The organism is Mycobacterium shottsii (assembly GCF_010728525.1).
Lineage (GTDB): Bacteria > Actinomycetota > Actinomycetes > Mycobacteriales > Mycobacteriaceae > Mycobacterium > Mycobacterium marinum.
On sequence record NZ_AP022572.1, the window covers coordinates 5,109,858 to 5,133,588 of the forward strand.

Consider the following 23,731-nt stretch of genomic DNA (forward strand, 5'->3'; position numbering starts at 1 on the left):
TCGCGCCCCATCAGGAGCGATCTTTCTGGACCAGCTCGTAGGACTCGATGAAGTCGCCCTCTTTGAGGTCGGAGTAGCCCAGCGTCATACCGCACTCGAATCCCTCGCGGACCTCGGTCACGTCGTCCTTCTCCCGACGCAACGAGTGAATCGAGAGGTTCTCGACGACCACGATGTTGTCTCGCAACAACCGGGCCTTCGCATTGCGGCGAACCACACCGGAGCTGATCATGCAGCCCGCGATGAGGCCGACCTTCGAGGACCGGAACAGCGCCCGGATCTCTGCGCGCCCGAGCTCGACCTCTTCGTAGATCGGCTTGAGCATGCCGCGCAGGGCCTTCTCGATCTCATCAATCGCCTGGTAGATGACCGAGTAGTAGCGAATCTCCACACCTTCGCGGTTGGCCAGCTCGGTGGCCTTGCCCTCGGCACGCACGTTGAAACCGATGATGATCGCATCCGAAGCCGACGCCAGGTTGACGTTGGTCTCGGTGATGCCACCGACACCGCGGTCGATGACACGCAGGGCCACCTCGTCGTCGACCTCGATACCCATCAGGGCCTCTTCCAGCGCCTCGACAGTACCGGCGTTGTCGCCCTTGAGGATCAGGTTGAGCTGGCTGGTTTCCTTCAGCGCCGAATCCAGATCTTCCAGGCTGATCCGCTTGCGACTGCGCGCCGCCAACGCGTTGCGCTTGCGAGCGCTGCGCCGGTCGGCGATTTGGCGGGCGATCCGGTCCTCGCCCACGACCAGGAAGTTGTCACCGGCACCGGGGACCGAGGTGAAGCCGATCACCTGGACCGGACGCGACGGTAGCGCCTCTTCCACGTCCTCGCCGTGCTCGTCGACCATCCGGCGCACGCGGCCGTAGGCGTCGCCGGCGACCACCGAGTCGCCGACCCGCAGCGTGCCGCGTTGCACCAGCACGGTGGCCACCGGGCCACGACCACGGTCCAGGTGCGCTTCGATCGCCACACCCTGGGCCTCCATGTCGGGGTTGGCCCGCAGATCCAGGGCCGCGTCGGCGGTAAGCAGCACCGCCTCCTCGAGCGCCTCGATGTTGGTGCCTTGCTTGGCCGAGATGTCGACAAACATCGTGTCGCCACCGAAATCCTCAGCGACCAAACCGTATTCGGTGAGCTGACCGCGGATCTTGGCCGGGTCGGCGCCCTCCTTGTCGATCTTGTTGACCGCCAACACGATCGGCACGTCTGCGGCCTGTGCGTGGTTGATGGCCTCAACCGTCTGCGGCATCACACCGTCGTCGGCGGCGACCACCAGGATGGCGATGTCGGTGGCCTTGGCACCACGGGCACGCATGGCGGTGAACGCCTCGTGACCGGGGGTGTCAATGAAGGTGATCAACCGCTCGGTGCCATCGTGGTCCACGCTGACCTGGTAGGCACCGATGTGCTGGGTGATGCCACCGGCCTCGCCCTCGCGGACGTTGGCCTTGCGGATGGTGTCCAGCAGTCGGGTCTTGCCGTGGTCGACGTGACCCATCACCGTGACTACCGGCGGTCGGGTCTGCAACTCGGACTCGTCGCCGGAGTCTTCGCCGTAGGTCAGATCGAAGGATTCCAGCAGCTCGCGGTCCTCGTCCTCGGGACTGACCACCTGGACGTTGTAGTTCATCTCGCTGCCGAGCAGCTCGAGGGTCTCGTCGCCGACCGACTGGGTGGCCGTGACCATCTCGCCGAGGTTGAACAGCGCCTGAACCAGTGCCGCCGGGTTGGCGTTGATCTTGTCCGCGAAGTCGGAGAGCGATGCTCCGCGCGCCAGACGGATGGTTTCACCGTTGCCGTGCGGCAACCGCACACCGCCGACGACCGGCGCCTGCATGTTCTCGTACTCGGCGCGTTTGGCCCGCTTGGACTTACGGCCGCGCCGGGGCGCGCCGCCGGGACGGCCGAAAGCACCGGCCGCACCGCCGCGCTGGCCGGGACGGCCACCGCCACCACCGCTACCGGGACGGCCGCGGAAGCCGCCTCCAGGTGCGGCGCCAACGCCGCCGCCTCCGCCGCGGTAGTTACCGCCGCCACCATCTGACCGGCCGCCACCTGGCCCACCAGGACGACCACCACCGGGCCGCGGCGCGCCGGTACGCGGTGGGCGAGGCCCACCGGAAGCGCCGCCGGGACGCGGAGGCATGTTGCCGGGAGAAGCGCCACCGGGGCGCCGCGCCCCTGGGCGCGGCGCCCCGGGACGCGGCGCCTGCGGGCGCGGAATGGGCCGATCAACCGGCTGCGCCGAGGAGAACGGGTTGTTGCCGACGCGGGGAGTACGAACTCCCGGCTTGGGCACCGGACCCGGCCGTGCCCCCGGAGCCATGCCCGGGTGAGGCGCTTGCGGAGCGGCCGGCTTGCCCGGTGTCGGCGCAGGCCGTTGCCCGGGAAGCGGCGCCTTCGGCGGCGCGGGCGCTGCCGAAGCAGCAGGGGCCGCCGGCGTCGCGGCCGGCGGTGCCACACCGGAGTCCGCGGGTTGCACGGGCGCGGGCGCAGGGGTAGGCGTAGCCGTCGGCGCGGGGGCCGGAACGGGCGCCGGGGTACCGTTGCCTACTGCCTTGTCCAGAGCGGCGTCCAGAGACTTGTCCGCAGCCTTGGCCGCGGGGTTGGCACCCGGCACCTTCTGCGGGGCCTTGGCCACACCTTTGGCGGCACCCGTGTCTGAGCCTTTCGCCGGCGCCGACTTACCGCCACCGAACGATTCACGCAGCCTGCGGGCCACGGGAGCTTCCACCGTCGACGAGGCCGACTTGACGAATTCGCCCTGTTCACTCAGCCGGGCGAGCACTTCTTTGCTGGTTACACCGAGTTCCTTAGCCAACTCGTGTACGCGGGCCTTACCTGCCACTACATCTCCTGTCCATGAGGCGACAGTCGTGGGCCGCGCCTCGGGGTTTAGCTATGACACATTGTCATCGGGACTTCACGGTGTGCTCATGTTCTTTGCTACCTGTTCTGTTGCTCGGCGGACCGGGCACGTCCAAACCACCGATGTGCTCGACCACCGCGGATATATCCGGTGACCCGGTGATGCGCAGCGCCCTGGTGAAAGCCCGTCGCCGAATCGCTTGTTGTACGCACTGCGGCACCGGGTGCAACCACGCACCCCGTCCCGGCAGCCCCCTAGCTGTGTCAACGATCACGGCATAGTTGCCGTTCCCGGTCGACTCAGCCACCACTCGAAGCAGTTCGACGGCCAACTCTCGCTTCCGGCACCCGACACACGTCCGCACCGGTCCGCAGGGGATATCCGGACGCCCGTGCGCCATGGCCGAAGGCTTGCGCTGGATCACGGCTCAGTCTAGCGTCACCGAACCGATTGCCCGAACCGCCCGTGGACCCGTTGTCCGGGCCGGCGCCAAAACCGGGGCATGTCCCCTAGTAGTCGTGCGCCAAGCCGCGGCTGGCGCCCCGTTCCGGGTGCTCCGCCGACTGCTCCGGCGAATCGCCGCGGATGTCGATCCGCCAGCCGGTAAGCCGGGCCGCCAACCGCGCGTTCTGGCCTTCCTTGCCGATGGCCAGGGACAGCTGGAAGTCCGGTACCACGACGCGAGCCGCCCGTGCGGTCTCATCGATCACCGACACCGAGACCACCTTCGCCGGGGACAGCGCGTTGGCGACGAACTGCGACGGGTCCTCGTCATAGTCGATGATGTCGATCTTTTCTCCGGAAAGTTCGCTCATCACGTTGCGGACGCGTTGACCCATCGGTCCGATGCAGGCGCCCTTGGCGTTCAGCCCCGGAACGTTGGACCGAACCGCAATCTTGGAGCGATGTCCGGCCTCGCGGGCGACCGCCACGATCTCCACCGAACCATCCGCAATCTCGGGCACTTCCAGGGAGAACAGCTTGCGCACCAGATTGGGGTGGGTACGAGACAGCGTGATCAGCGGCTCCCGAGAACCGCGGCTAACGCCCACGACGTAGCAGCGCAGCCGATTGCCATGCTCGTAGCTCTCGCCAGGAACCTGTTCGGCAGAGGGAATCACGCCCTCGGAGGCCTTGGTCTCGCTTCCCATCCGAACCACGACCAGCCCACGAGCGTTGGCTCGGCTATCGCGCTGAATCACACCCGCGACGATCTCGCCCTCGCGGGTAGAGAACTCCCCGTAAGTGCGCTCATTTTCCGCGTCCCGGAACCGCTGCAACATGACTTGGCGTGCGGTTGTCGCAGCGATGCGGCCAAAACCCTCGGGCGTGTCATCCCATTCGCTGATCACATTGCCGTCGTCATCGGTCTCGCGGGCCATCACGCGCACGACGCCGGTCTTGCGGTCGATCTCGATGCGCGCGTCGGTCTGATGGCCTTGGGTGTGTCTATAGGCGGTCAGCAGCGCCGATTTGATCGTCTCGAGCAGCTCATTGACCGAGATGCCCCGATCGACCTCGATCGCATGCAGTGCCGCCATGTCGATGTTCATGCCTCGACCTCCGTCCCAGCGGCCCTACCTGTAGTCGCGAGTTCCAGTTCAGCTGGATTCGGCGGCGAAAACTCCACCTGCACAACCGCTTTCCCCACCTCGGCAAGTGGGATCTCGCGGACTTTCCACTCCCGCCCGGCCCGAACCACCAGATCCAGCGAACCGCTTTGCAGCGCGCCGATGCGGCCAGTCAGCTGCGATCCGTCCGCCAGGGTCAGTTCGACCTTGCGGCCACGAGCACGGCGGAAATGCTTCTCGCTGGTCAGCGGGCGATCGATACCGGGCGAACTGACTTCAAGCACGTAACTGTCGCCGATGTTGTCCAGGCTGTCGAGCAAGCTCGACGCGGAGCGCGACAGCACGGCGATGGTGTCCAGGTCCAGGGTGGTGTCACCATCGGCGACAATCGTGATCCGCGGTGGACGAGCGCGGTGGTCGATGACCACATCCTCGATCTCGTAACCGGCGCGCGCGAACTCTCCACCGAGTAGCTCGATCACCTGCGTCTGCGAAGGTAGCCCGGTGGTCACGGCGAGCTCCTCATCTTGAGTTGTCCGGTCATCTGGCGGATGGCGCCGCCAGGGCGGTACCAGCGTCCCACCGGCACCAAAAAGCCGACGATTCACCGGAACCAGCTACCAACGATACGCCAGGAATCCGCGTCGGCGCGCAGATCCCGCCGTCAAGCTCGGAAGCTAATCGTCCCTGATCGAGCCCCGCTTGATCTCAATGGCAGGATGTTGCTGTGTCCCGAGCAGTAACCGTCCTCAACAGGCGGGGTGTGCTCGCCGGCGGTGCCGCTCTCGCTGCACTCGGGGTGGTCGTTTCCGCCTGCGGCGAGTCCCCGCCCAAGCCACCAGCCGTCGAAGAGCTGCTGGCGCCTTTGGAGCAGGCCCGCCATGACAGTGCGCTGGCCTCGGCCGCCGCCGGGGCGATCGGCAATCCACCACAGATCGCCGCCGCCCTGACCGTGGTCGCCAACCAACGGGCCGCCCATGCGCGCGCGCTGGCCACCGAGATCGCCCGCGCCGCCGGCAAGCTGGTATCGGCGACCAGCGAAACGAGCAGCTCGAGTCCCAGCCCCAGCGCCACCGAGCCGCCGGCGCCACCACCGCCGCCCCCGCCCCCGCCCCTGTCCGAGGTGGTCGACACACTGCGCCAGTCCGCCGAGGACGCCAATCGCCTGGTCACCACGACGGAGGGCTACCGTGCCGGGCTGCTCGCCTCGATCGCCGCATCCTGCACCGCGTCCTACCAGGTCGCGCTGCTGCCCGGAGGGCCATCGATATGACCTCTTCCGAACCCAGCTTCGGCGCCAACCCGAAGCGCTCCCCCGCCGACAAAGACGGCGACACCGCGGCGCTCTGCGATGCGCTCGCCGTCGAGCACGCGACCATCTATGGCTACGGCATCGTGTCAGCGCTATCGCCACCCAGCGTCAACGACCTGGTGGTGGAGGCGCACAACCAACACCGTCAACGCCGTGATGACGTGATCGCCATGCTGACCTCCCGCAAGGTCAACGCACCGGTCGCCGCCGCCGGGTACCAGCTGCCGAACGTGGTGAGCAGTGCCGCCGACGCCGCGCGGCTGGCCGCCCGGATGGAGAACGACGGTGCAACGGCCTGGCGCGCAGTCGTCGAATACGCCGACACCGCCGGTGATCGGGCATTCGCCAGCACGGCGCTGACCCAGAGCGCGGTGCTGGCCGCCCGCTGGAGCAAGGTGCTGGGCGCCTGGCCGATCACCACCGCCTTTCCGGGCGGGGACGAGTAGCCAGGCGTTGGCTTAGCCCGAAATGGCCGCCGCGATGTCGGTGGCCAGCGAATCTCCAACCGTCAACTCGCGGGTCTGCCCACCGAAGCGGTCGCGCAGCTCCACCACCCCGTCCGCCCAACCACGCCCGACGACGACCACCCAGGGCATTCCCAGCAGCTCAGCGTCCTTGAACTTGACTCCCGGCGACGCCTGGCGGTCATCGAGGAGCACCTCGACGCCGAGGCCATCCAGTTCGCCGGCAAGCCCGATGGCCCCAGCCCGCGCCTCGGCGTCCTTGTTGGCGATCACCAGATGAACACCGAACGGCGCGATCTCCGCCGGCCAGCGCAAGCCCAGGTTGTCGTGATGCTGTTCGGCGATGACCGCAACCAGCCGCGATAAACCGATGCCGTAGGAGCCCATGGTCAGCCGCACGGGCTTACCGTCCTCACCGAGCACATCGGCGGTGAAGGCGTCGGTGTATTTGCGGCCGAGCTGGAAAATGTGACCGATCTCGATTCCGCGGGCCATGACCAACTGACCGGCGCCGTCCGGGGCGGGATCTCCCTCGCGCACCTCGGCGGCCTCGATGGCGCCGTCGGCGGTGAAGTCGCGGCCGGCGACCAGGCCGACCACGTGGCGACCGGGTTCGTCGGCCCCGGTGATCCAGCTGGTGCCGTCGACCACCCGCGGGTCGAGAAGATATCGAACGTCGTTGCTTCGTAGCGCCTTCGGACCGATGTAGCCCTTGACCAGGAACGGGTACTTGCCGAAATCGTCGTCATCGAGGAAGACGTACTCGGCCGGGTCCAGCGCCGCGGCCAGCCGCTTCTCGTCGATCTCGCGATCGCCCGGCACGCCGATCGCCAGCAGCTCCCACTCCCCGCCCGGTTGACGGATCTTCATCAGGACGTTCTTCAGCGTGTCCGCGGCGCTCACCTCACGCCCCAGACCCGCCTCGTTTGCCCAGGCCACCAGGGTGGCGATGGTGGGGGTCTCGCCGGTGTCGTGGACCACGGCGTCGGGCTGCCCATCGATCGGCAGGCTTTCCGGGCGCGCGGTGACGACCGCCTCCACGTTGGCCGCGTACCCCGACTCCACACACCGCACGAAGGTGTCTTCGCCGACTGGGCTCTCGGCCAAGAACTCCTCTGAGGCGCTGCCGCCCATCGCACCGGACACCGCCGACACGATGACGTAGCGCACCCGCAGCCGATCGAAGATCCGCTGGTAGGCCTCTCGGTGGGCGTGGTAGGCCGCTTTGAGGCCGCCACTGTCGATGTCGAAGGAGTAGGAATCCTTCATGACGAATTCGCGGGCCCGCAAGATGCCGGCGCGCGGTCGGGCCTCGTCGCGGTATTTGATCTGGATTTGATACAGCGTGAGTGGAAAGTCTTTGTAGGAGTTGTATTCGCCCTTGACGGTCAGGGTGAACAGCTCTTCGTGGGTCGGGCCCAGTAGATAGTCATTGCCGCGGCGGTCTTGCAAACGGAATACGCCGTCGCCGTACTCCGTCCAGCGGTTGGTGGTCTCGTAGGGCGCCCGCGGCAACAATGCGGGAAACAGGATCTCCTGCCCACCGATCGCGTTCATCTCCTCACGAATGACGCGTTCGATGTTGCGCAGCACTCGCAGCCCCAACGGCAGCCAGCTATACAGGCCAGGCCCTACCGGCCGGACGTATCCGGCCCGAATCAGCAGTTTGTGGCTAGGCACTTCCGCATCGGCGGGGTCGTCTCGCAGGGTGCGCAGGAACAGCTCGGACATCCGGGTAATCACAGGCGGCTAGCCTAGTGGCGGTGCGTCCGCGGGTGACCAAGCGGGCCACCTCCGGGCGGCGAGCCGGCGTGTGCTCACGCGCGGCTACGGCGCCCCGCCGAAGGCTCACAGCTCTCCCGCGTCGATCGCTTCCTTGACCTCTTGCGCGTGGGCCACCTGCTCCGGGGTGTACCCGATGAACACTGCCGCTCCGCCGACGATCACGGCCGCTCCGGCGACCCACAACAGGCCGTAGGTGTATCCGTGGTCGAGCGCGTGCAGCTGTGCGTCGTTCATGAACTTGACCGGGCCCGTGGTGCCACCCAGATACAGCGTGCGGGAGGTAATCACGGCCTGAATGACGGCCAGCACCAGCGGCCCGCCCAGGCTCTGCAGCATGAGCGTGAGGGCCGATACCGGACCGATGCGGTCGAAGCCGACGCCGGCGATCGCCGCCAGCGTCAGCGGGACGACAGCCATGCCGATACCGATGCCGCCGATCACGATGGGGGCCACCAGGTTCGGGAAGTAGGGCACACCGCGCTGCATGAACGCCCAGCCATAGATCATCGCGCACACCAGCAGGTATCCACCGCCGATCGTCAGCACCCGCGGCGAGAATCGCGAAACCAGCTGCGAGGACACGCCTAGGCCGATTCCCATCGCGATGACGAAGGGGATGAAGCCGACACCGGCACGTAGCGCGCTGTAGCCCAAGACGTCCTGCACGTACAAGCCGATGCAGACGGTCAGGCTGAACATCACGCCACCGGCCAAGAAGATGGCGATGAACGTGACCAGCCGGTTGCGGTCATGGAACAGGTCAAACGGTACGACGGGGTTTTCGGCGGTACGTTCCACCAGAACGAAGCCGAGAGCGGCGGCGAACGCCACGGCACCCGAGCCGATCGTGGTGATCGAGAGCCAGCCCTTTTCCGGGCCCATCGAGAAGGCGAATACGGCAGCGGTGCACGCCAATGTGGCCAGAATGGCACCGGCGGCGTCCAGCTTCATCCGCTCGCGGTTGGTCTCGCGCAGCGCGGTGCGAGCCAGGTAGATCATGACCAGACCGATCGGCACGTTGACCATGAACGCCAGCCGCCAGGAGACCTCGGTCAGCGCCCCGCCTACCACCAGGCCCATCACCGAACCGACCGCAGTCATCGCGGCGAATACCGCCGTCGCGGCGTTACGCGCCGGCCCCTTCGGGAACGTGGTGGCCACCAGGGCCAAACCAGTCGGCGAGGCGATCGCCGATCCCACACCCTGTGATAGCCGTGCGATGACCAATGTCGCCTCGTCCCAGGCGACCGCACACAGCACCGACGAGATGGTGAACAGCGCGACGCCGACGATGAATGTCCGCTTACGCCCGATCGTGTCGCCAAGCCGGCCGCCGAGCAGCATCAGCCCGCCGAAGGTCAGCACGTATGCGGTAATCACCCAGCTCCGACCCGCGTCGGAAAGGCTCAGCTCGTCTTGAATCTTAGGAAGCGCGACGATCGCGACGGTGCTGTCCATCGTCGCCAGCAGCTGCATCCCGCCGATCGCAATAACCGCGGCGATGAAGCGGCGCGAGGGCAACCACGTCGGGTAATACCTGCTCGCGCGCTCTGAGGCGGTCTCCGTCTCGTGCGTTGCGCGAGCGGAGGTCGGACGCTCCTGCCGTCCGGACGTCCAATTATGGACTGCCCGCTCTGTGTCGTTGAGAGCCGTCATAGCGGGTTACCTTACAGTAATCTTAAGAATCTTTTAAACCCCGAATGCCGCGACAGGCCCTATGACGATGATCGCAGGAGGTCGGATCCCCTCCGCGCGGACCTTTTCCGGCGTGTCGGCAAGGGTCGCCCGCAACGTGTGCTGAGCGGGCGTCGTTCCATGCTGAACGACAAGCACCGGCGTATCCGCAGGTCGGCCGCCTTTCAACAGCGCCTCGACGAAAAGTTCGATTCGTTCGACCGCCATCAGCAAAACAATCGTGCCTGACATTGCTGCCAACGCATTCCAATTCACTAACGATTCGGGATGGTCGGGCGCGATATGGCCGCTGACCACCACAAACTCGTGATTTGTGGCCCGATGAGTGACCGGAACGCCCGCCAAAGCGGGCACAGCTATGGCACTCGTCACACCTGGCACCACAATCACCGGAATCCCGGCTTCGGTGCATGCCAACACCTCTTCGTAGCCCCGCGCGAAGACGAACGGGTCGCCCCCTTTGAGGCGGACGACAAAGCGCCCCGCCTTGGCCCGCTCGATCATGACGTCGTTGATGGCGTCCTGGGCCATGGCCCGGCCGTAAGGGATCTTGGCCGCGTCGATGACGTCCACGTGCGGCGGCAGTTCGGCGAGCAGTTCAGGTGGCGCGAGACGGTCGGCGACGACGACATCCGCCTGGGCGAGCAGGCGTCGACCCCGGACGGTGATCAGCTCCGGATCCCCCGGACCACCGCCGATCAGCGCGACCCCGCCCCGGATGACGTCGGAACTCTGATAGCTCGTCGAGGTGACAAGGCCGTTCTGCAGCGCCTCGCGAATCGCCGACCGGATTGCCGCCGAACGACGGTGGTCGCCACTGGCCAAAACTCCTACCGACAGGCCCGCGTGGTTGAAGGTCGCGGGGGTGACCGCGGTTCCTTCCACTGCGATGTCGGCGCGCACGCAGAAAATCTGGCGCCGATCGGCTTCAGCGACGATGGCCGCGTTCACCGCGGGGTCATCGGTGGCCGCTATCGCGTACCAGGCGCCTTCCAAGTCGCCGTCGCGATATTCCCGCAGGGTCAAGGTGATCTTGTCCATCACCTCGACGGAACGGGTGGCGCTACGGGATATGACTTGCACATCCGCGCCGCTGGCGATCAGAAGGGGCAGACGGCGCTGAGCAACGGTGCCCCCGCCGACCACGACGACCTTCCTGCCGGTCAGACGCAGTCCGACAAGGTAGGGGCTCTCGGACACCCGGAAAGCTTAGTGGTGACCGCCAGCGCGGCGGGGAGCCGGGCGCAGCGGGTCGCCACCATCAAATCCCGTGGCCGGCCCGGGCGGCGTGCGCGACAAAACGTGCTACCGCCTCCGGCGTGGAAGCCGGATGAGTGTGCAGGTATGACGCATGCACACCGGCATGTACAACTCCGTCCCGCACCGCTGCCGCATCGTTGCCGCGATACACCCAAGCCGGTTCGTAGCGATCGGAGAAGGTGACGGTGGTGCGGTGGAATTCGTGTCCGACAACTCGATGGCCGGCCGCATACAACGCCGAGTCCGCAACCGCGACCGCGTCGCGATATCCCAGGGTGAGGTGCGGGGTGAACCGTGCCGATCCGGCCAGCACATCGCACATCGGGTAGCCATCGAGTTCGGAGGACAAATAGATAAGGCCCGCGCATTCGGCGTGCAGGGGCGCGCCGGCGTGCGCCAGCTCTTTGATTTGGCGGCGCACCTGGTCGTTGGCGGACAGCTCCGCGGTGAACTGCTCGGGAAATCCGCCGGGTAGCAGGACGCCGGTGCTATCCACGGGCAGTGGTTCGCCTAGCGGGTCGAACTCGACCACATCGGCCCCGGCGGCCCGCAACAACTCGGCGTGCTCGGCGTACGCGAAGCTGAACGCCTTGCCGGCGGCCATCGCGATGGTGGCGTGGCCGGCCGGCGCCCCGCCAATGGCGGTCACCGGGTCCCAGGGCGCATCGCCGACACTGCTGCCGGCCGCGGCCAGCACCGCCTCCACGTCGACATGGCGGGCGATCAACGCTGTCATCGCCTCGACCGCCAGCCGGGCACGACGGCCATATTCGACCGCGGTAACCAGACCCAGATACCGCGTCGGAAGCTCCAGCTCGGCACTGCGCGGGGTGGCGCCCACCACCGGCACACCGGCTTGCTCGCACGCCTGCCGCAAGACGTGCTCATGGCGGGGGCTTCCGACCCGGTTGAGAATGACCCCGGCGATGCGGGTCTTGGAGTCGAACGTAGAAAAGCCATGTAGCAGTGCGGCGATGCTGTGGCTTTGGCCGCGGGCATCGACCACCAGGATCACCGGTGTTCCCAACAGATTTGCCACGTGTGCGCTCGAACCCGTCGCCGGGCCCGCCACGGCTTGCTCGATACGCCCGTCGAAAAGGCCCATCACCCCTTCGACCACCGCGATGTCGGCACCTTGTGCGCCGTGTGCGTACAGCGGGCCGATGAGCCGCTCCCCCACCAATACCGGGTCCAAGTTGCGGCCCGGGCGTCCCGCGGCCAGGGCGTGGTAGCCGGGATCGATGAAATCCGGGCCGACCTTGAACGGGGCGACCCTGCGGCCCGCTTGTCGGAGCGCTCCGATCAGACCCGTGGCCACGGTGGTCTTTCCGCTGCCCGACGCCGGGGCGGCGATCACCACGCCGGGGATTGAGTTCACCGAGGCACCCGGTGCGAGCGTGCACGAAATGCCACTTGTAGCGGCGTGTCGCTGTGCCGACACGCACGCTCGCGGCACCGGGGCGGGGCAATGCTCACCACTCGATGCCCTTCTGCCCCTTGCGCCCCGCGTCCATCGGGTGTTTGACCTTGGTCATATCGGTGACCAGGTCGGCGGCCGCAATCAGCTGCGCGGGGGCATCACGCCCAGTGATCACCACATGCTGGTACCCCGGCCGCGCCAGCAGTACGTCCACCACTTCCCCGACGTCCACCCAGCCCCACTTGAGTGGGTAGGTGAACTCGTCGAGCACGTAGAACTGGTGGCGCTGCGCCGCCAGTCGCCGCGCGATCTCGGCCCAGCCGTCCGCTGCTGCGGCCGCGTGGTCGTCGTCGCTGCCGACCTTGCGTGACCAGGACCACCCCGCGCCCATCTTGTGCCACTGGACGGCCGCGCCGATCCCCTGCTGGTCGTGCAACCGGCCGAGGTGTTGGAACGCCGTCTCCTCGCCCACTTTCCACTTGGCGCTCTTGACGAACTGGAATACCGCGACATCCAAGCCGACGTTCCAAGCCCGCAGCGCCATTCCGAACGCCGCGGTCGACTTGCCCTTGCCGTCACCGGTATGCACGGCCAGCACCGGGGTTTTGCGCCGCTGTCGGGTAGTTAGACCGTCGTCGGGGACCTGAGCCGGATTTCCCTGTGGCATAAACAGTTGCCTTCCGCGAGTTCAGGCCACGCTGCGGATGGCTTGCGCCAAGTAATCGGCGTGCAACTGTTCGAGCCGTACCGCCGGCGCGCCGAGATGGCGGGCGAGTTGCTGGGCCAGTCCGAGCCGCACATACGACGTCTCGCAGTCCACAACCACCGCGGTGGCGCCTTCGGCGACAAGCCGAGCGGCGGCGATTCGGCTGCGGCCCAACGGGTCCGGCCCGGCGGTGGCCCGTCCATCGGTGAGCACCACCACCAGCGGGCGGCGGGCGCGGTCGCGCACTTTCTCCCGGATCACCAGCTCGCGCGCGGCCAGCAGCCCCTCGGCCAGCGGAGTCTTGCCGCCGGTGTCGAACCGGGCCAGCCGCCGGCTGGCGATGTGCGCCGACGAGGTGGGTGGCAGCAGGATCTTGGCTTCATGCTGGCGGAACGTGATCACCGCGACCTTGTCCCGGCGCTGGTAGGCATCGCGCAGCAGCGACATGGTCGCGCCGCCGACCGCCGCCATCCGATCCCGGGCAGCCATCGATCCCGAAGCGTCCACGACGAAGATCACCAGGTTGCCCTCACGCCCCTCGCGCACCGCCCGGCGGATGTCGGCGCCCTGCGGGCGCAGCGGCCCCGATCCGGTGGCGTTTTCGGCGGCCGAGAGCAAGGTGGCGAACAGGTGCAACCCACGGGCGCCGGAATTGCTGTCACTACCGTCGGCGGCCGCTACCACGCTGCCGGAGCCGTTGCGCGCCCGCGAGCGCCGCCCGGGCGCACCTTCGCCGACCCCGGGCACAACCAGCGCGCGGGTGCGGAACACCTTGGACGGCCCGGCGCTGGGCTTGGGCGCCTGCTGGGGCCCGGCGTTCGAGTTCTGTTGTTGGGGAGGGCAATCCTGGCCGGCTGACTGGCCTCCACCCGGCGGGTCGGGCTCCGGCTCGGGCGAACCCTGCGACTCCGCTCCGGCCCGTGCCAGTGCCTCGTCGAGCTGGTCGCGGTCGATACCGTGATCGTCGAATGGGTCCCGACGACGGCGATGGGGCAATGCCAGTTCCGCGGCGACCCGCACGTCTTGTTCTTCGACGGCCGGTGCGCCGCGCCACGCCGCATGAGCGGTGGCCGTTCGGGCCAGCACCAGATCCGCTCGCATGCCATCGACGTCGAACGCCGCGCACAACGCGGCGATCCGGCGCAATTCGTGGTCGGGCAACACGACCGTGTCGACGATGTCCCGCGCCTCGGCGATACGGCGGGCCAGCTCGGCGTCGGGGCCCACATAGCGTTCACAGAAGGCGTCCGGGTCGGCTTCAAAAGCCATCCGCTGGCGAATGACTTCCACGCGGACGTCCACATCGCGGGACGCGTGCACGTCGACGGTCAGCCCGAACCGGTCCAGCAGTTGTGGACGCAGTTCGCCTTCTTCGGGATTCATCGTGCCGATCAGGACGAAACGGGCCTCGTGCGAATGTGAGATGCCGTCCCGTTCAACGTGCACCCGCCCCATCGCGGCGGCGTCGAGCAAGATGTCGACCAGATGATCGTGCAGCAAGTTCACTTCGTCGACGTAGAGCACTCCCCCGTGGGCGCGGGCTAGCAGTCCCGGCGCGAAGGCGTGTTCGCCATCGCGCAAGACGCGCTGCAGGTCCAGCGAGCCGACCACCCGGTCCTCGGTGGCTCCCAGCGGCATTTCGACCAGCCCGGGACCCGAACTGCCGGTAGCGGCGGACAGTAGCGCGGCGAGCCCGCGCACGGCTGTTGATTTCGCGGTGCCCTTCTCGCCGCGAATGAGCACGCCGCCTATCTCCGGACGAACGGCGCACAACAGCAACGCCAGTCGCATCTGGTCGTGTCCAACGATCGCGCTGAATGGATAGGCCTTCATGACTGCGCCGCGGGACCGTGCGCGGGCCGCAACATGGGCAGGTGCGGAATACCGTCGTCGATGAAATCGTCCCCGTCACGAACGAATCCGTGCCGCGCATACATTTCGGCCAGGTAGACCTGCGCGTCGATCCGGCACGGGTAGTCGCCAACCTCGGCCAGGGCTGCCCGCAGCAGCCGGGTGGAGTGCCCGTGCCCGCGGGCCTGACGTTTCGTACACAGCCGGCCAAGCCGGAACACCTTCTCGCCCCCGGCGTGTTCCTCCATCAACCGCAACGTGCAAATCACTTCGCCATCGGCGGTTTCCAGCCATAAGTGGCGGGTCTCGGCGAGCAGATCACGGCCGTCCAGCTCCGGATAGGGGCAGGCCTGCTCGACCACGAACACCTCGACCCGCAACTTGAGCAATTCGTAAAGGGTTGGTACGTCAAGGTCTTTGGCCCAGACACGGCGCAGCGCTTCGCTCATGACGCATCCAGCTGCAGCGCCCTGCTGCTCCAGGACCGCACCTCGTCGTACAAAACCGGCTCTTCAGACAAGTTCGCCCCCAACGACGGCACCATCTCTTTGAGTGCTGGCAGCCAGGACTGGTACCGATGGGTAAAGCATCGCTGTAACACCTCAAGCATTATCGGCACCGCCGTCGAGGCCCCGGGCGACCCCCCAAGTAGTCCCGCAATACTGCCGTCGGCCTCGCCGACCACCGTGGTACCGAATTCGAGCACACCACCTTTGCGCTTGTCCCGACGGATCACCTGCACTCGCTGACCTGCCACAATCAATTCCCAGTCCGAATCCGCTGCACTGGGAACAAACTCGCGCAGCACCGTGACTCGGTCGGGCTCGGAGAGACGCAGCTGGCCGATCAGGTAGTTCAACAGTGTCACTTGAGTGACACCGACTCCAACCATGGACAGTATGTTGTTGGGCTTGATCGAACCAGGTAGGTCGCGCAAGTGGCCACGCTTCAAGAACTTCGGCGACCATCCGGCGAACGGCCCGAACATCAGCCAGGACTTACCGTTGACATACCTCAGGTCCAGGTGCAGCGCACCCAGCGGCGGGGCCCCCGGCGCCGGAACGCCGTACACCTTGGCCCGGTGTGCCGCGGTGAGCGCCGGGTTCGCGGTACGCAAGAAGCGGCCGCCGATGGGAAAGCCGGCAAAACCGTTGATTTCCTTGATGCCCGACCGCTGCAGCAACGACAGCGCGTTGCCCCCCGCACCGACAAACACGAATTTGGTTTTCAGCTTGCGCTTTTCGCCGGTGCGACGGTTGACCACGGTCAGCATCCAACCACCGTCGGGCTGTCGAACCAGATTGCGGACCTCCTGACCGAACAGGGCCACCGCGCCGTTGCGCACACAATAGCCAACGAGCTGTCGAGACAGTGCGCCGAAATCAACGTCGGTACCGTCAGCGGCCCAGTTGAGCGCAATCGGTTCGGAGAAAACACGTTTGGCGGCCATCAAAGGCAGTCGGCGAGCGAACTCGTCCGGGTCGTCGATCCACTCGGCGCCGGCGAACAACGGGTTGCCGGCCAGCGCGTCGCGACGCCGCCGCAGCTGGTCGACCCGCTCGGCACCGTGCACAAAGCTCACGTGCGGGAGTGGGTTGAGGAAGCTGCGCACGTCGTTGAGGATGCCGTTCTCCGCCGCGTACGCCCAAAACTGGCGGGTGACCTGAAATTCCTCGTTGATCCGCACCGCTTTGGAAATGTCTATGGAACCGTCGGGTCGCTGTGGCGTGTAGTTCAACTCGCACAGCGCGGAGTGCCCGGTGCCGGCATTGTTCCAGGGGCCACTGCTTTCTGCTGCGACGGCGTCCAGGCGCTCGATGAGGGTGATCGACCAGTCCGGTTCCAGTCGTCGCAGCATCGCGCCCAGCGTGGCGCTCATGATGCCCGCGCCCACCAGCACGACGTCGGTTCTGGCTGACTCTGACACCGGATCGTTGGTCCTTCGTGTTCGCGCGGTTGTGCAGGTTCTCAGGTTATCCCGCCGGGTATGGGCCCCACCCAAACCGCTGCCGTCGGGCCGGCAGACCTCGGGGCGCAAGCAGCAATTGCGACGGCGCAGACCAGCAAACGCCGCTGCCCCACCTAGTCGCCCGCGCTTCGGTGATCAGCCTCTAAGCTGACCTCGTGAGCGGCTGGGTACCCGATGTACTGCCTGGCTATGAGCAGTACACGATCCCGCTCGGAACCGATCCCGTCGACGAGGGCGACATCGTCGCGACCCTGGTCCGCCGGGCGAACGCCGCGCCCTCGGCACACGCGGTTCTGGCGGTGCACGGCTTCACCGACTACTTCTTCAATACCGCTCTGGCCGACCACTTCGCCGACCGCGGCTTCGCCTTTTACGCGCTGGATCTGCAAAAGTGCGGCCGCTCGCACCGGCCTGGCCAAACCCCGCACTTCACCACCGACCTGGCGCAATACGACGTCGAACTGCAGCGCGCCTTGGCGGTCATCGGCGAGCGCACCGGCTCGGCAGGTGCCGCCAAGGTCCTCGTCTACGGGCATTCGGCCGGCGGGCTCATCGTGTCGCTATGGCTGGACCGGCTGCGTCGGCGCCGGCTGGGTGCGTACGGGGGCGTCGGCGGCCTGGTGCTCAACAGCCCGTGGCTGGACCTGCAGGGCGCGGCGGTCCTGCGCCTGGGCGTGATTTCCGCCGCGATCGGTGCGGTATCGCGGGTGCGCCCCATGTGGGTGCTCCGAGCGCGAAGTGAGCCCGGCTACGGCTCCGGCCTGCACCGGGACTACCACGGTGAGTTCGACTTCAACCTGCAGTGGAAACCGCTGGGCGGCTTTCCCGTCACCGCCGGCTGGTTCAGTGCCATACGCCGCGGCCAGGCGCGGCTGCATCGGGGGCTGGACGTCGGCGTGCCCAATCTGATCCTGCGTTCGGACCACAGCGTGCCCGACAGCGCCGACCCGACCGCCGTGGAACGCGGCGACGCGGTTCTCGACGTCACACAAATCGCCCGCTGGGCCGGCTGCATCGGGAACCGCAGCACCGTCATTCCGGTGCCGGACGCCAAACACGATGTGTTCTTGTCCCTGCCACAACCTCGACTGACCGCTTATCGTCAGCTGGACCGCTGGCTGGACCACTACCTCGAGACTATCGACGCCGACCCATCAAAGCCCTTGCGCAAGGGTTGACCGCGGCGCGCGCAAGTCGGACATGAGCAAGGCGGCGCCGACGCCGAGCAGTGCGATCAACGCGGGCAACAGCAGTGACTGCGACATCGCGGCCGAGAACGGCTCACGCGCAAACTCGGGCAGCTGCAGGGCGACGCCTTCGGTTGCCGCCGCCGCGGAGGTATACGCGTCGTCGTGGATGGCCGGGGCCTGGGCGGCAATGCGTGATGTCATCAACGCGGCCATCCCGGCGCTGCCGAGCGTGGCGCCCAACGCCCGAGCCGCGTTGTACACCCCTGAACTCGCACCGACCAGCTCTGCCGGCAGGTCACGGGTGGCGGTAACCGTCAACACAGGCCAGGCGAACACCATTCCAACGCCAAGGAAAGCGATCGGCACTGCTAACCGCCAAACCGGGGTTGCCGGGGCCATCTCGATCGCGAACCAGATCAGCGAGATGGCCACCACCGAGAAGCCGAAACCGGCCACCGCCCGCGGGTGTGCCCGATCCAGGATCTTGCCGATGAACGGGGTCAACAAGCCGACGACAATGGGCAGCGGCGCCATCAGCAGCGCCGTACGAGTCGGCGACAAGCCCCGCACCGTCTGCATATAGAACACGCCAGGCAGCATCATCGCCGCCGCTACGAACGCGATCACCGCCACACCGAAGCTGCACAGGGCGAAGTTGCGATCGCCGAAGATCCGCAGCGGGATCAGTGGCTCGCTGGTGTTCACCGATTGCCAGTAGACAAATACGGTCACAAACCCGACGCCCACGACGATCATCGCCCAGATCCATGGCGACCAGCCGGCCGCGTGGCCCTGCTGCAGCCCGAAGACAATGAGGAGCAAGCCGAGTCCGGATAGCCCCACACCGATCAGGTCGAACCGGCGCGTGTGCGTCGGCAGTGCGGGCACAAACCGCACGGCCAGCACCAATCCGACGACGCCGACGGGGACATTGACGAAAAAGATCCACTGCCACCCAAGGGTGTCGACCAGCGCGCCGCCGAGCAGCGGACCGACCAGATTGCCAAAGCCGGCGGCCGCAGCCCAAACGGTCGCCGCCGCTCCGCGACGTTCCGGCGGGAAAGCCCGGGTGACGATGGTGAATGTCTGTGTGTAGAGCAACGCGGCGCCGATGCCTTGGGCCACCCGAGCCGCTATCAATATTTCGATGGTGCCCGACACGCCACACCACAATGAGCTGACGGTGAACACCGCCAATCCGGCCAGGTAGAGGTTCTTGACGCCGAACCGGTCACCAAGTCGACCAGCGACCAGCGACCAGCGACCAGCGACCAGCGACGGCACCGTATAGGCCAACACGTAGCCGCTGGTCACCCAGATCACCATGTGATAGCTGGTGTTCAGCCCGGCCATGATGCTCGGGTTGGCGACGTACACGACGGTGTCGTCCACCGAGGTCATGAAGATGCCAATGGCGATCGCCCATAGCGTGTCGCGGTGGGTTTGGACGGGCGCAGCATTGCAGTGGATGCCCGGACTTGCCGGCACGGCTCGCTGCGTCTCCCCCCGCGTCATGGCGCTACTTCGACCCGGCCACCACCAGCAGCGCGGGCCGCGGTGGCCGTAACGGGCCCGGCCGGGCCAGCCCGATGCAGCACCCAGGCGGCCATCACCAGCAATGACATCGCTGCGACCCTTTCAGTCACTCGGTGAGCATCGGCGAGAACCGATGAATACCTGCGCCGCGGCTCGATCTGAAACAGCTGCGATATTCGCGCACGTCCCAACCGAATATTTCCCCGAACGGAAGCCAACGTCGATGATGCGCCGGCAAGTCCAGCCCGTGACTCTACCCCCCAGAAAGACGCTGCTATGCAAATCGGACAAATTGACAATAACTTGCCGACCGCCGCTCGAAAGCAACCACTGTGTGAGTCACCCGCAAAGTCACCAATTGTTGACAGATATCGACATCCAACCTCGCCATCAAGCGTCGAATAGAACATGCTCAGCGAGCCGATTCTCGTCCGACAATACCGAGGATAGTGCCCCAATACTAGAATCAAATTCAAGAACGTAATTCGAGAATATAATTCAAGAATCTAATTCGAGGATCCCGGGCAGGGCATCACTTCCGATTACAAACCAGCTTGGTTCGAGCCCGCGTTTATTCAGCTTCTGGCGTGCATAAATGGGATCATCCTTCGATGACGAACCCCGGCAGGACGGCCCGACCAGGAGGAGTAGCGGTCAGCGCTTCATGGGTCGCGACCTCCGCCGCAGAATCGCTGCCCGAAATCGGTTTCCGGCGCCCACCACCGCGCGACACATCATGCCATCAAGCTGCGGTAAGTCGGGCCGTACATCAGGCCTTCGGAGGGTGGAGCTGCGCGCGTCGTCGCACGGATTTCGGCCAGCACTAACGCGACATCGTTGAATGCCCTGCCCCGTCATGAAAGCTGCACTCACCTGGCCGGGTCCGGGGCGACAAATAGCTGTCGACCAACATTGCCAGCACCCGCTTCCCGCCGCGACTTTCACAAAATACTGACAACCCGCTCGGCCACGAAGTACGCTGCACCAACGGTTCGTAGCACGACGGATGGGGCGGCGTTGACGACAAACATCGCGACGAAGGAATCCGACATCGACTGTCGATTCACATCAGGCAATAAGAGATGGGCGACAGGGGGTACTCATCGCACCATCTTTGACACAATCGATCTAGCGAAGCACGCGTGCGTGGCAAATACCTCAAAAACACAGATATAGAACCATAAATTCTGGCAAGGTCGATCTAAAAATTCGCGGTTCCCATAGCCCTGTTTTGGCTAGCCGTCTGCGCGATCATCGCGGCCTTCGTGCCTTCACTGGAATCGGTTGGAGAAAACCTTTCGGTGTCATTGACTCCCCGCGACGCGCCGGCGATGCAGGCTATACACCGGATCGGGGCGGTGTTCAAGGAATCGGATTCCGACAGCATCGTGACAATTGTTCTGGAAGGCGACCAGCCCCTCGGCACCGACGCCCACAAGTACTACGACGATCTGGTCCGTAGGTTGCGTGGCGATACCAGGCACGTGCAGCACGTCCAGGATTTCTGGGGGGATCCGCTTACCGCTTCCGGGTCGCAGAGTGCCGATGACAAGGCCGCTTATGTCCAGCTGAATCTGGCCGGCAACCAGGGTGAGCCGCTGGGCAACGAATCCGTCGAAGCTGTCCGCAGCATCGTTGACGGCGCCAAGCCGCCGCCCGGGATCGCGGTCTACGTCACCGGGACAGCGGCACTGGTGGCTGACATGCAGCACAGTGGCGACAGGTCTTTGGCGAGAATCACCGTCACGACCGCCGCGGTCATATTCATCATGTTGCTCTGGGTGTACCGTTCGCCGCTCACGGTGGTCCTGCTATTGCTCACCGTCGGAGCCGAATTCACGGTGACCCGTGGAGTAGTCGCGCTACTCGGGCAGGTCGGGGCCATTGCGCTTTCCACCTTCGCCGTGAGCCTGCTGACTTCGCTGGCGATTGCCGCCGGCACCGACTACGGGATCTTCATCATCGGGCGCTATCAGGAAGCCCGCCAGGCCGGCGAAGACCGCGAGACGGCGTTCTACACGATGTACCGGGGGGGTCGCCCACGTCATCGCGGGCTCGGGGCTGACGATCGCGGGGGCGACGTCTTGCCTCAGCCTGGCCCGGCTGCCCTACTTTCGAACGCTAGGTATCCCCTGCGCGGTCGGGATGCTGCTAGCGGTGGTGGTCGCCCTGACGTTAGGACCGGCGGTGCTTGCCATCGGCAGCCGTTTCGGGGTATTCGACCCCAAACGCATGATCAAGATTCGCGGCTGGCGACGGATCGGCACCGTCGTGGTTCGCTGGCCGGGGCCCGTTCTGGCTGCCACGATCGCAACCGCGCTGATCGGTCTGCTCGCTCTGCCCGCGTACACGACCAGCTACAACAACCGGGACTACACCCCGGGCTTCACCCCAGCCAACCAGGGATTCGCCGCCGCGGATCGACATTTCTCTCAGTCGCGGATGAAGCCCGAGGCGTTGCTGATCGAGTCGGATCACGATCTGCGGAATCCAGCCGACTTTCTGGTCTTGGACAAGGTCGCAAAGGAAATCTTCCGGATTCCCGGGATTTCCCGTGTCCAGGGGATAACCCGGGCCGAAGGAAAGCCGATGGATCACACGTCGATCCCGTTTCAGATCAGCATGCGAAACGCCAGTCAGATGCAAAATTTCAACTATCAACGTGACCGAATGGACGACCTACTCAGACAGGCTGATGCGATCGGCAAGTCCATCACCGTGATGAAACGCATGTATGACTTGATGATGCAAATGTCGGACACGATGCATCAGACGGTCATCGACACCGGCCAGATAAAGGATGTCACCGATGAGTTGCGCGATCATATTGCGGACTTCGATGATTTCTGGCGACCGATCCGGAGCTATTTCTACTGGGATAAGCACTGCAACGGAGTCCCGATGTGCTGGTCGCTGCGATCGATATTCGACGCGCTCGACGGCGTCGACAAGATCAGCGACGAACTAACCGACCTGCTGGGCGACGTGAAAACCATGGACCGGCTCATGCCGCTGACGGCCGCCCAGATCCCACCGCAGATCGAAGCCCTGGAGACGGTACGGGACATCGTCCTGACCATGCATAGCACCATGATCGGGATCTACGACCAGATGGACGAGCTGAGCGCAAACTCGACGGCCATGGGGAAAGCGTTCGACACCGCGAACAACGACGACTCGTTCTATCTCCCCGAGGTGTTCACCAACGCGAACTTCAAACGCATAATGAAACTATTTCTATCCCCCGACGGGCATGCGGCTCGGTTTATTATTTTGCACCGTGGAGACCCCGACAGGCCTGAAGGAATTGCCCGCATCGACCTGATACGCACCGCTGCCGAGGAGTCGCTGAAGGGCTCGCCATTAGAAGACTCGAGGATTTATCTGACCGGAATCGGGGCCGTATCCAAGGACCTCTCCGAAGGCGCTAAATGGGATCTTCTGATCGCGGGAATCGCTTCCCTGTGCCTCATTCTCATCATCATGCTCATCCTCACCCGAGCCCTTATCGCCGCCACCGTCATCGTCGGCACGGTGGCGCTGTCATTGGGCGCTTCCTTTGGCCTATCCGTATTGGTCTGGCAACACATTTTCGGCATCAAATTGCACTGGCTGGTGCTTCCGATGTCGGTGATTGTGCTGTTGGCGGTGGGATCCGACTACAACCTGCTTCTGGTCTCCAGGTTCAAGCAGGAGATCGGCGCCGGCCTCAATACCGGCATCATCCGTGCGATCGGCGGTACCGGCAAGGTGGTGACGAATGCGGGACTGGTGTTCGCCATCACCATGGCCTCGATGATCGTCAGCGATCTGCGGATCATCGGCCAAGTCGGCACCACCATCAGTCTGGGCCTGCTGTTCGACACCCTGATCGTGCGCGCATTCATGACGCCGTCCATCGCCGCGCTACTCGGGCGCTGGTTCTGGTGGCCGCTGCAGGTGCGAACCCGGCCAACCAGGCCCACCGCAGTCAAACCCCGCCTGCCTGATCCCCCGGATCATTTGCCATCGCTTGGCGCACGTCACCCAACCCGGCGGCTGCGCGCCTTGTCGACTGAGACCCTCAGCCCCGGCTGATCCACTCCTCGAGGATCTGC

General features: G+C 65.6%; 17 protein-coding genes and 1 pseudogene. 5 read left to right on the forward strand and 13 right to left on the reverse strand.

Annotation, left to right across the window (positions count from 1 at the left end; all coding sequences use genetic code 11):
- Positions 1 to 10: 10 nt before the first annotated feature.
- From infB to rimP, 4 genes are all read right to left on the reverse strand, one after another.
- Entirely contained in the window at positions 11 to 2,854 is a 2,844-nt protein-coding gene (infB, locus tag G6N41_RS23730) for a translation initiation factor IF-2 (protein WP_198965839.1), read from the reverse strand.
- A gap of 64 nt (positions 2,855 to 2,918) precedes the next feature.
- Positions 2,919 to 3,275: a YlxR family protein gene (locus tag G6N41_RS23735; RefSeq protein ID WP_179953036.1), complete on the reverse strand. Its 357-nt coding sequence runs from the start codon at positions 3,273 to 3,275 to the stop codon at positions 2,919 to 2,921.
- A 109-nt stretch (positions 3,276 to 3,384) separates the two neighbouring features.
- Entirely contained in the window at positions 3,385 to 4,428 is a 1,044-nt protein-coding gene (gene nusA / locus G6N41_RS23740; RefSeq protein ID WP_198965840.1) for a transcription termination factor NusA, read from the reverse strand.
- Complete coding sequence (rimP, locus tag G6N41_RS23745) at positions 4,425 to 4,958, reverse strand: ribosome maturation factor RimP (protein ID WP_036455796.1); 534 nt, start codon at positions 4,956 to 4,958, stop codon at positions 4,425 to 4,427. Before rimP ends, nusA begins: the two co-directional genes overlap by 4 nt.
- A 215-nt stretch (positions 4,959 to 5,173) precedes the next feature.
- Between rimP and G6N41_RS23750 the strand changes: the two genes are divergently transcribed.
- A complete protein-coding gene (locus G6N41_RS23750; RefSeq protein WP_198965841.1) occupies positions 5,174 to 5,719 on the forward strand; it encodes a hypothetical protein in 546 nt (181 codons plus the stop codon).
- Positions 5,716 to 6,204: a ferritin-like domain-containing protein gene (locus tag G6N41_RS23755; protein ID WP_198965842.1), complete on the forward strand. Its 489-nt coding sequence runs from the start codon at positions 5,716 to 5,718 to the stop codon at positions 6,202 to 6,204. Before G6N41_RS23750 ends, G6N41_RS23755 begins: the two co-directional genes overlap by 4 nt.
- Positions 6,205 to 6,216: 12 nt before the next feature.
- Here the strand turns inward: G6N41_RS23755 and G6N41_RS23760 are convergent, their stop codons facing one another.
- The 8 genes from G6N41_RS23760 to mqo all read right to left on the reverse strand — a co-directional run bounded on the left by G6N41_RS23760 (position 6,217) and on the right by mqo (position 16,866).
- Positions 6,217 to 7,965, reverse strand: a complete 1,749-nt coding sequence (locus G6N41_RS23760; protein ID WP_198965843.1) for a proline--tRNA ligase — start codon at positions 7,963 to 7,965, stop codon at positions 6,217 to 6,219.
- A gap of 105 nt (positions 7,966 to 8,070) precedes the next feature.
- Positions 8,071 to 9,663 (reverse strand): MFS transporter, encoded by a 1,593-nt coding sequence (locus G6N41_RS23765; protein ID WP_198965844.1) that lies wholly within the window; start codon positions 9,661 to 9,663, stop codon positions 8,071 to 8,073.
- Positions 9,664 to 9,696: 33 nt separating this feature from the next.
- Complete coding sequence (gene cobA / locus G6N41_RS23770; RefSeq protein WP_198965845.1) at positions 9,697 to 10,902, reverse strand: uroporphyrinogen-III C-methyltransferase; 1,206 nt, start codon at positions 10,900 to 10,902, stop codon at positions 9,697 to 9,699.
- Between the two features lie 61 nt (positions 10,903 to 10,963).
- Complete coding sequence (locus tag G6N41_RS23775) at positions 10,964 to 12,331, reverse strand: cobyrinate a,c-diamide synthase (protein ID WP_198967994.1); 1,368 nt, start codon at positions 12,329 to 12,331, stop codon at positions 10,964 to 10,966.
- Positions 12,332 to 12,434: 103 nt separating this feature from the next.
- On the reverse strand, positions 12,435 to 13,049 hold the full coding sequence (gene cobO, locus G6N41_RS23780; protein WP_198965846.1) for a cob(I)yrinic acid a,c-diamide adenosyltransferase: 615 nt from the start codon (positions 13,047 to 13,049) through the stop codon (positions 12,435 to 12,437).
- A gap of 21 nt (positions 13,050 to 13,070) precedes the next feature.
- Positions 13,071 to 14,921 (reverse strand): magnesium chelatase subunit D family protein, encoded by a 1,851-nt coding sequence (locus G6N41_RS23785; RefSeq protein ID WP_198965847.1) that lies wholly within the window; start codon positions 14,919 to 14,921, stop codon positions 13,071 to 13,073.
- On the reverse strand, positions 14,918 to 15,388 hold the full coding sequence (locus G6N41_RS23790; RefSeq protein WP_198965848.1) for a GNAT family N-acetyltransferase: 471 nt from the start codon (positions 15,386 to 15,388) through the stop codon (positions 14,918 to 14,920). Before G6N41_RS23790 ends, G6N41_RS23785 begins: the two co-directional genes overlap by 4 nt.
- Positions 15,385 to 16,866, reverse strand: coding sequence for a malate dehydrogenase (quinone) (mqo, locus tag G6N41_RS23795; protein ID WP_198965849.1), 1,482 nt, complete (start codon positions 16,864 to 16,866; stop codon positions 15,385 to 15,387). Before mqo ends, G6N41_RS23790 begins: the two co-directional genes overlap by 4 nt.
- Positions 16,867 to 17,063: 197 nt before the next feature.
- Here mqo and G6N41_RS23800 point away from each other — a divergent pair, with 197 nt between their 5' ends.
- Positions 17,064 to 18,086, forward strand: a complete 1,023-nt coding sequence (locus G6N41_RS23800; RefSeq protein ID WP_198965850.1) for an alpha/beta hydrolase — start codon at positions 17,064 to 17,066, stop codon at positions 18,084 to 18,086.
- Here the strand turns inward: G6N41_RS23800 and G6N41_RS23805 are convergent.
- Positions 18,063 to 19,586: an MFS transporter gene (locus G6N41_RS23805; protein ID WP_198967995.1), complete on the reverse strand. Its 1,524-nt coding sequence runs from the start codon at positions 19,584 to 19,586 to the stop codon at positions 18,063 to 18,065. The two genes, G6N41_RS23800 and G6N41_RS23805, sit on opposite strands and share 24 nt — an antisense overlap.
- Positions 19,587 to 20,965: 1,379 nt before the next feature.
- Between G6N41_RS23805 and G6N41_RS30170 the strand changes: the two are divergent.
- Both G6N41_RS30170 and G6N41_RS23810 read left to right on the forward strand, forming a co-directional pair.
- Positions 20,966 to 21,592, forward strand: a pseudogene (locus G6N41_RS30170) (MMPL family transporter); the annotation flags it as partial.
- On the forward strand, positions 21,564 to 23,711 hold the full coding sequence (locus G6N41_RS23810; RefSeq protein WP_407663669.1) for an MMPL/RND family transporter: 2,148 nt from the start codon (positions 21,564 to 21,566) through the stop codon (positions 23,709 to 23,711). The pseudogene G6N41_RS30170 and the gene G6N41_RS23810, both read left to right, overlap by 29 nt.
- Positions 23,712 to 23,731 lie beyond the last annotated feature (20 nt).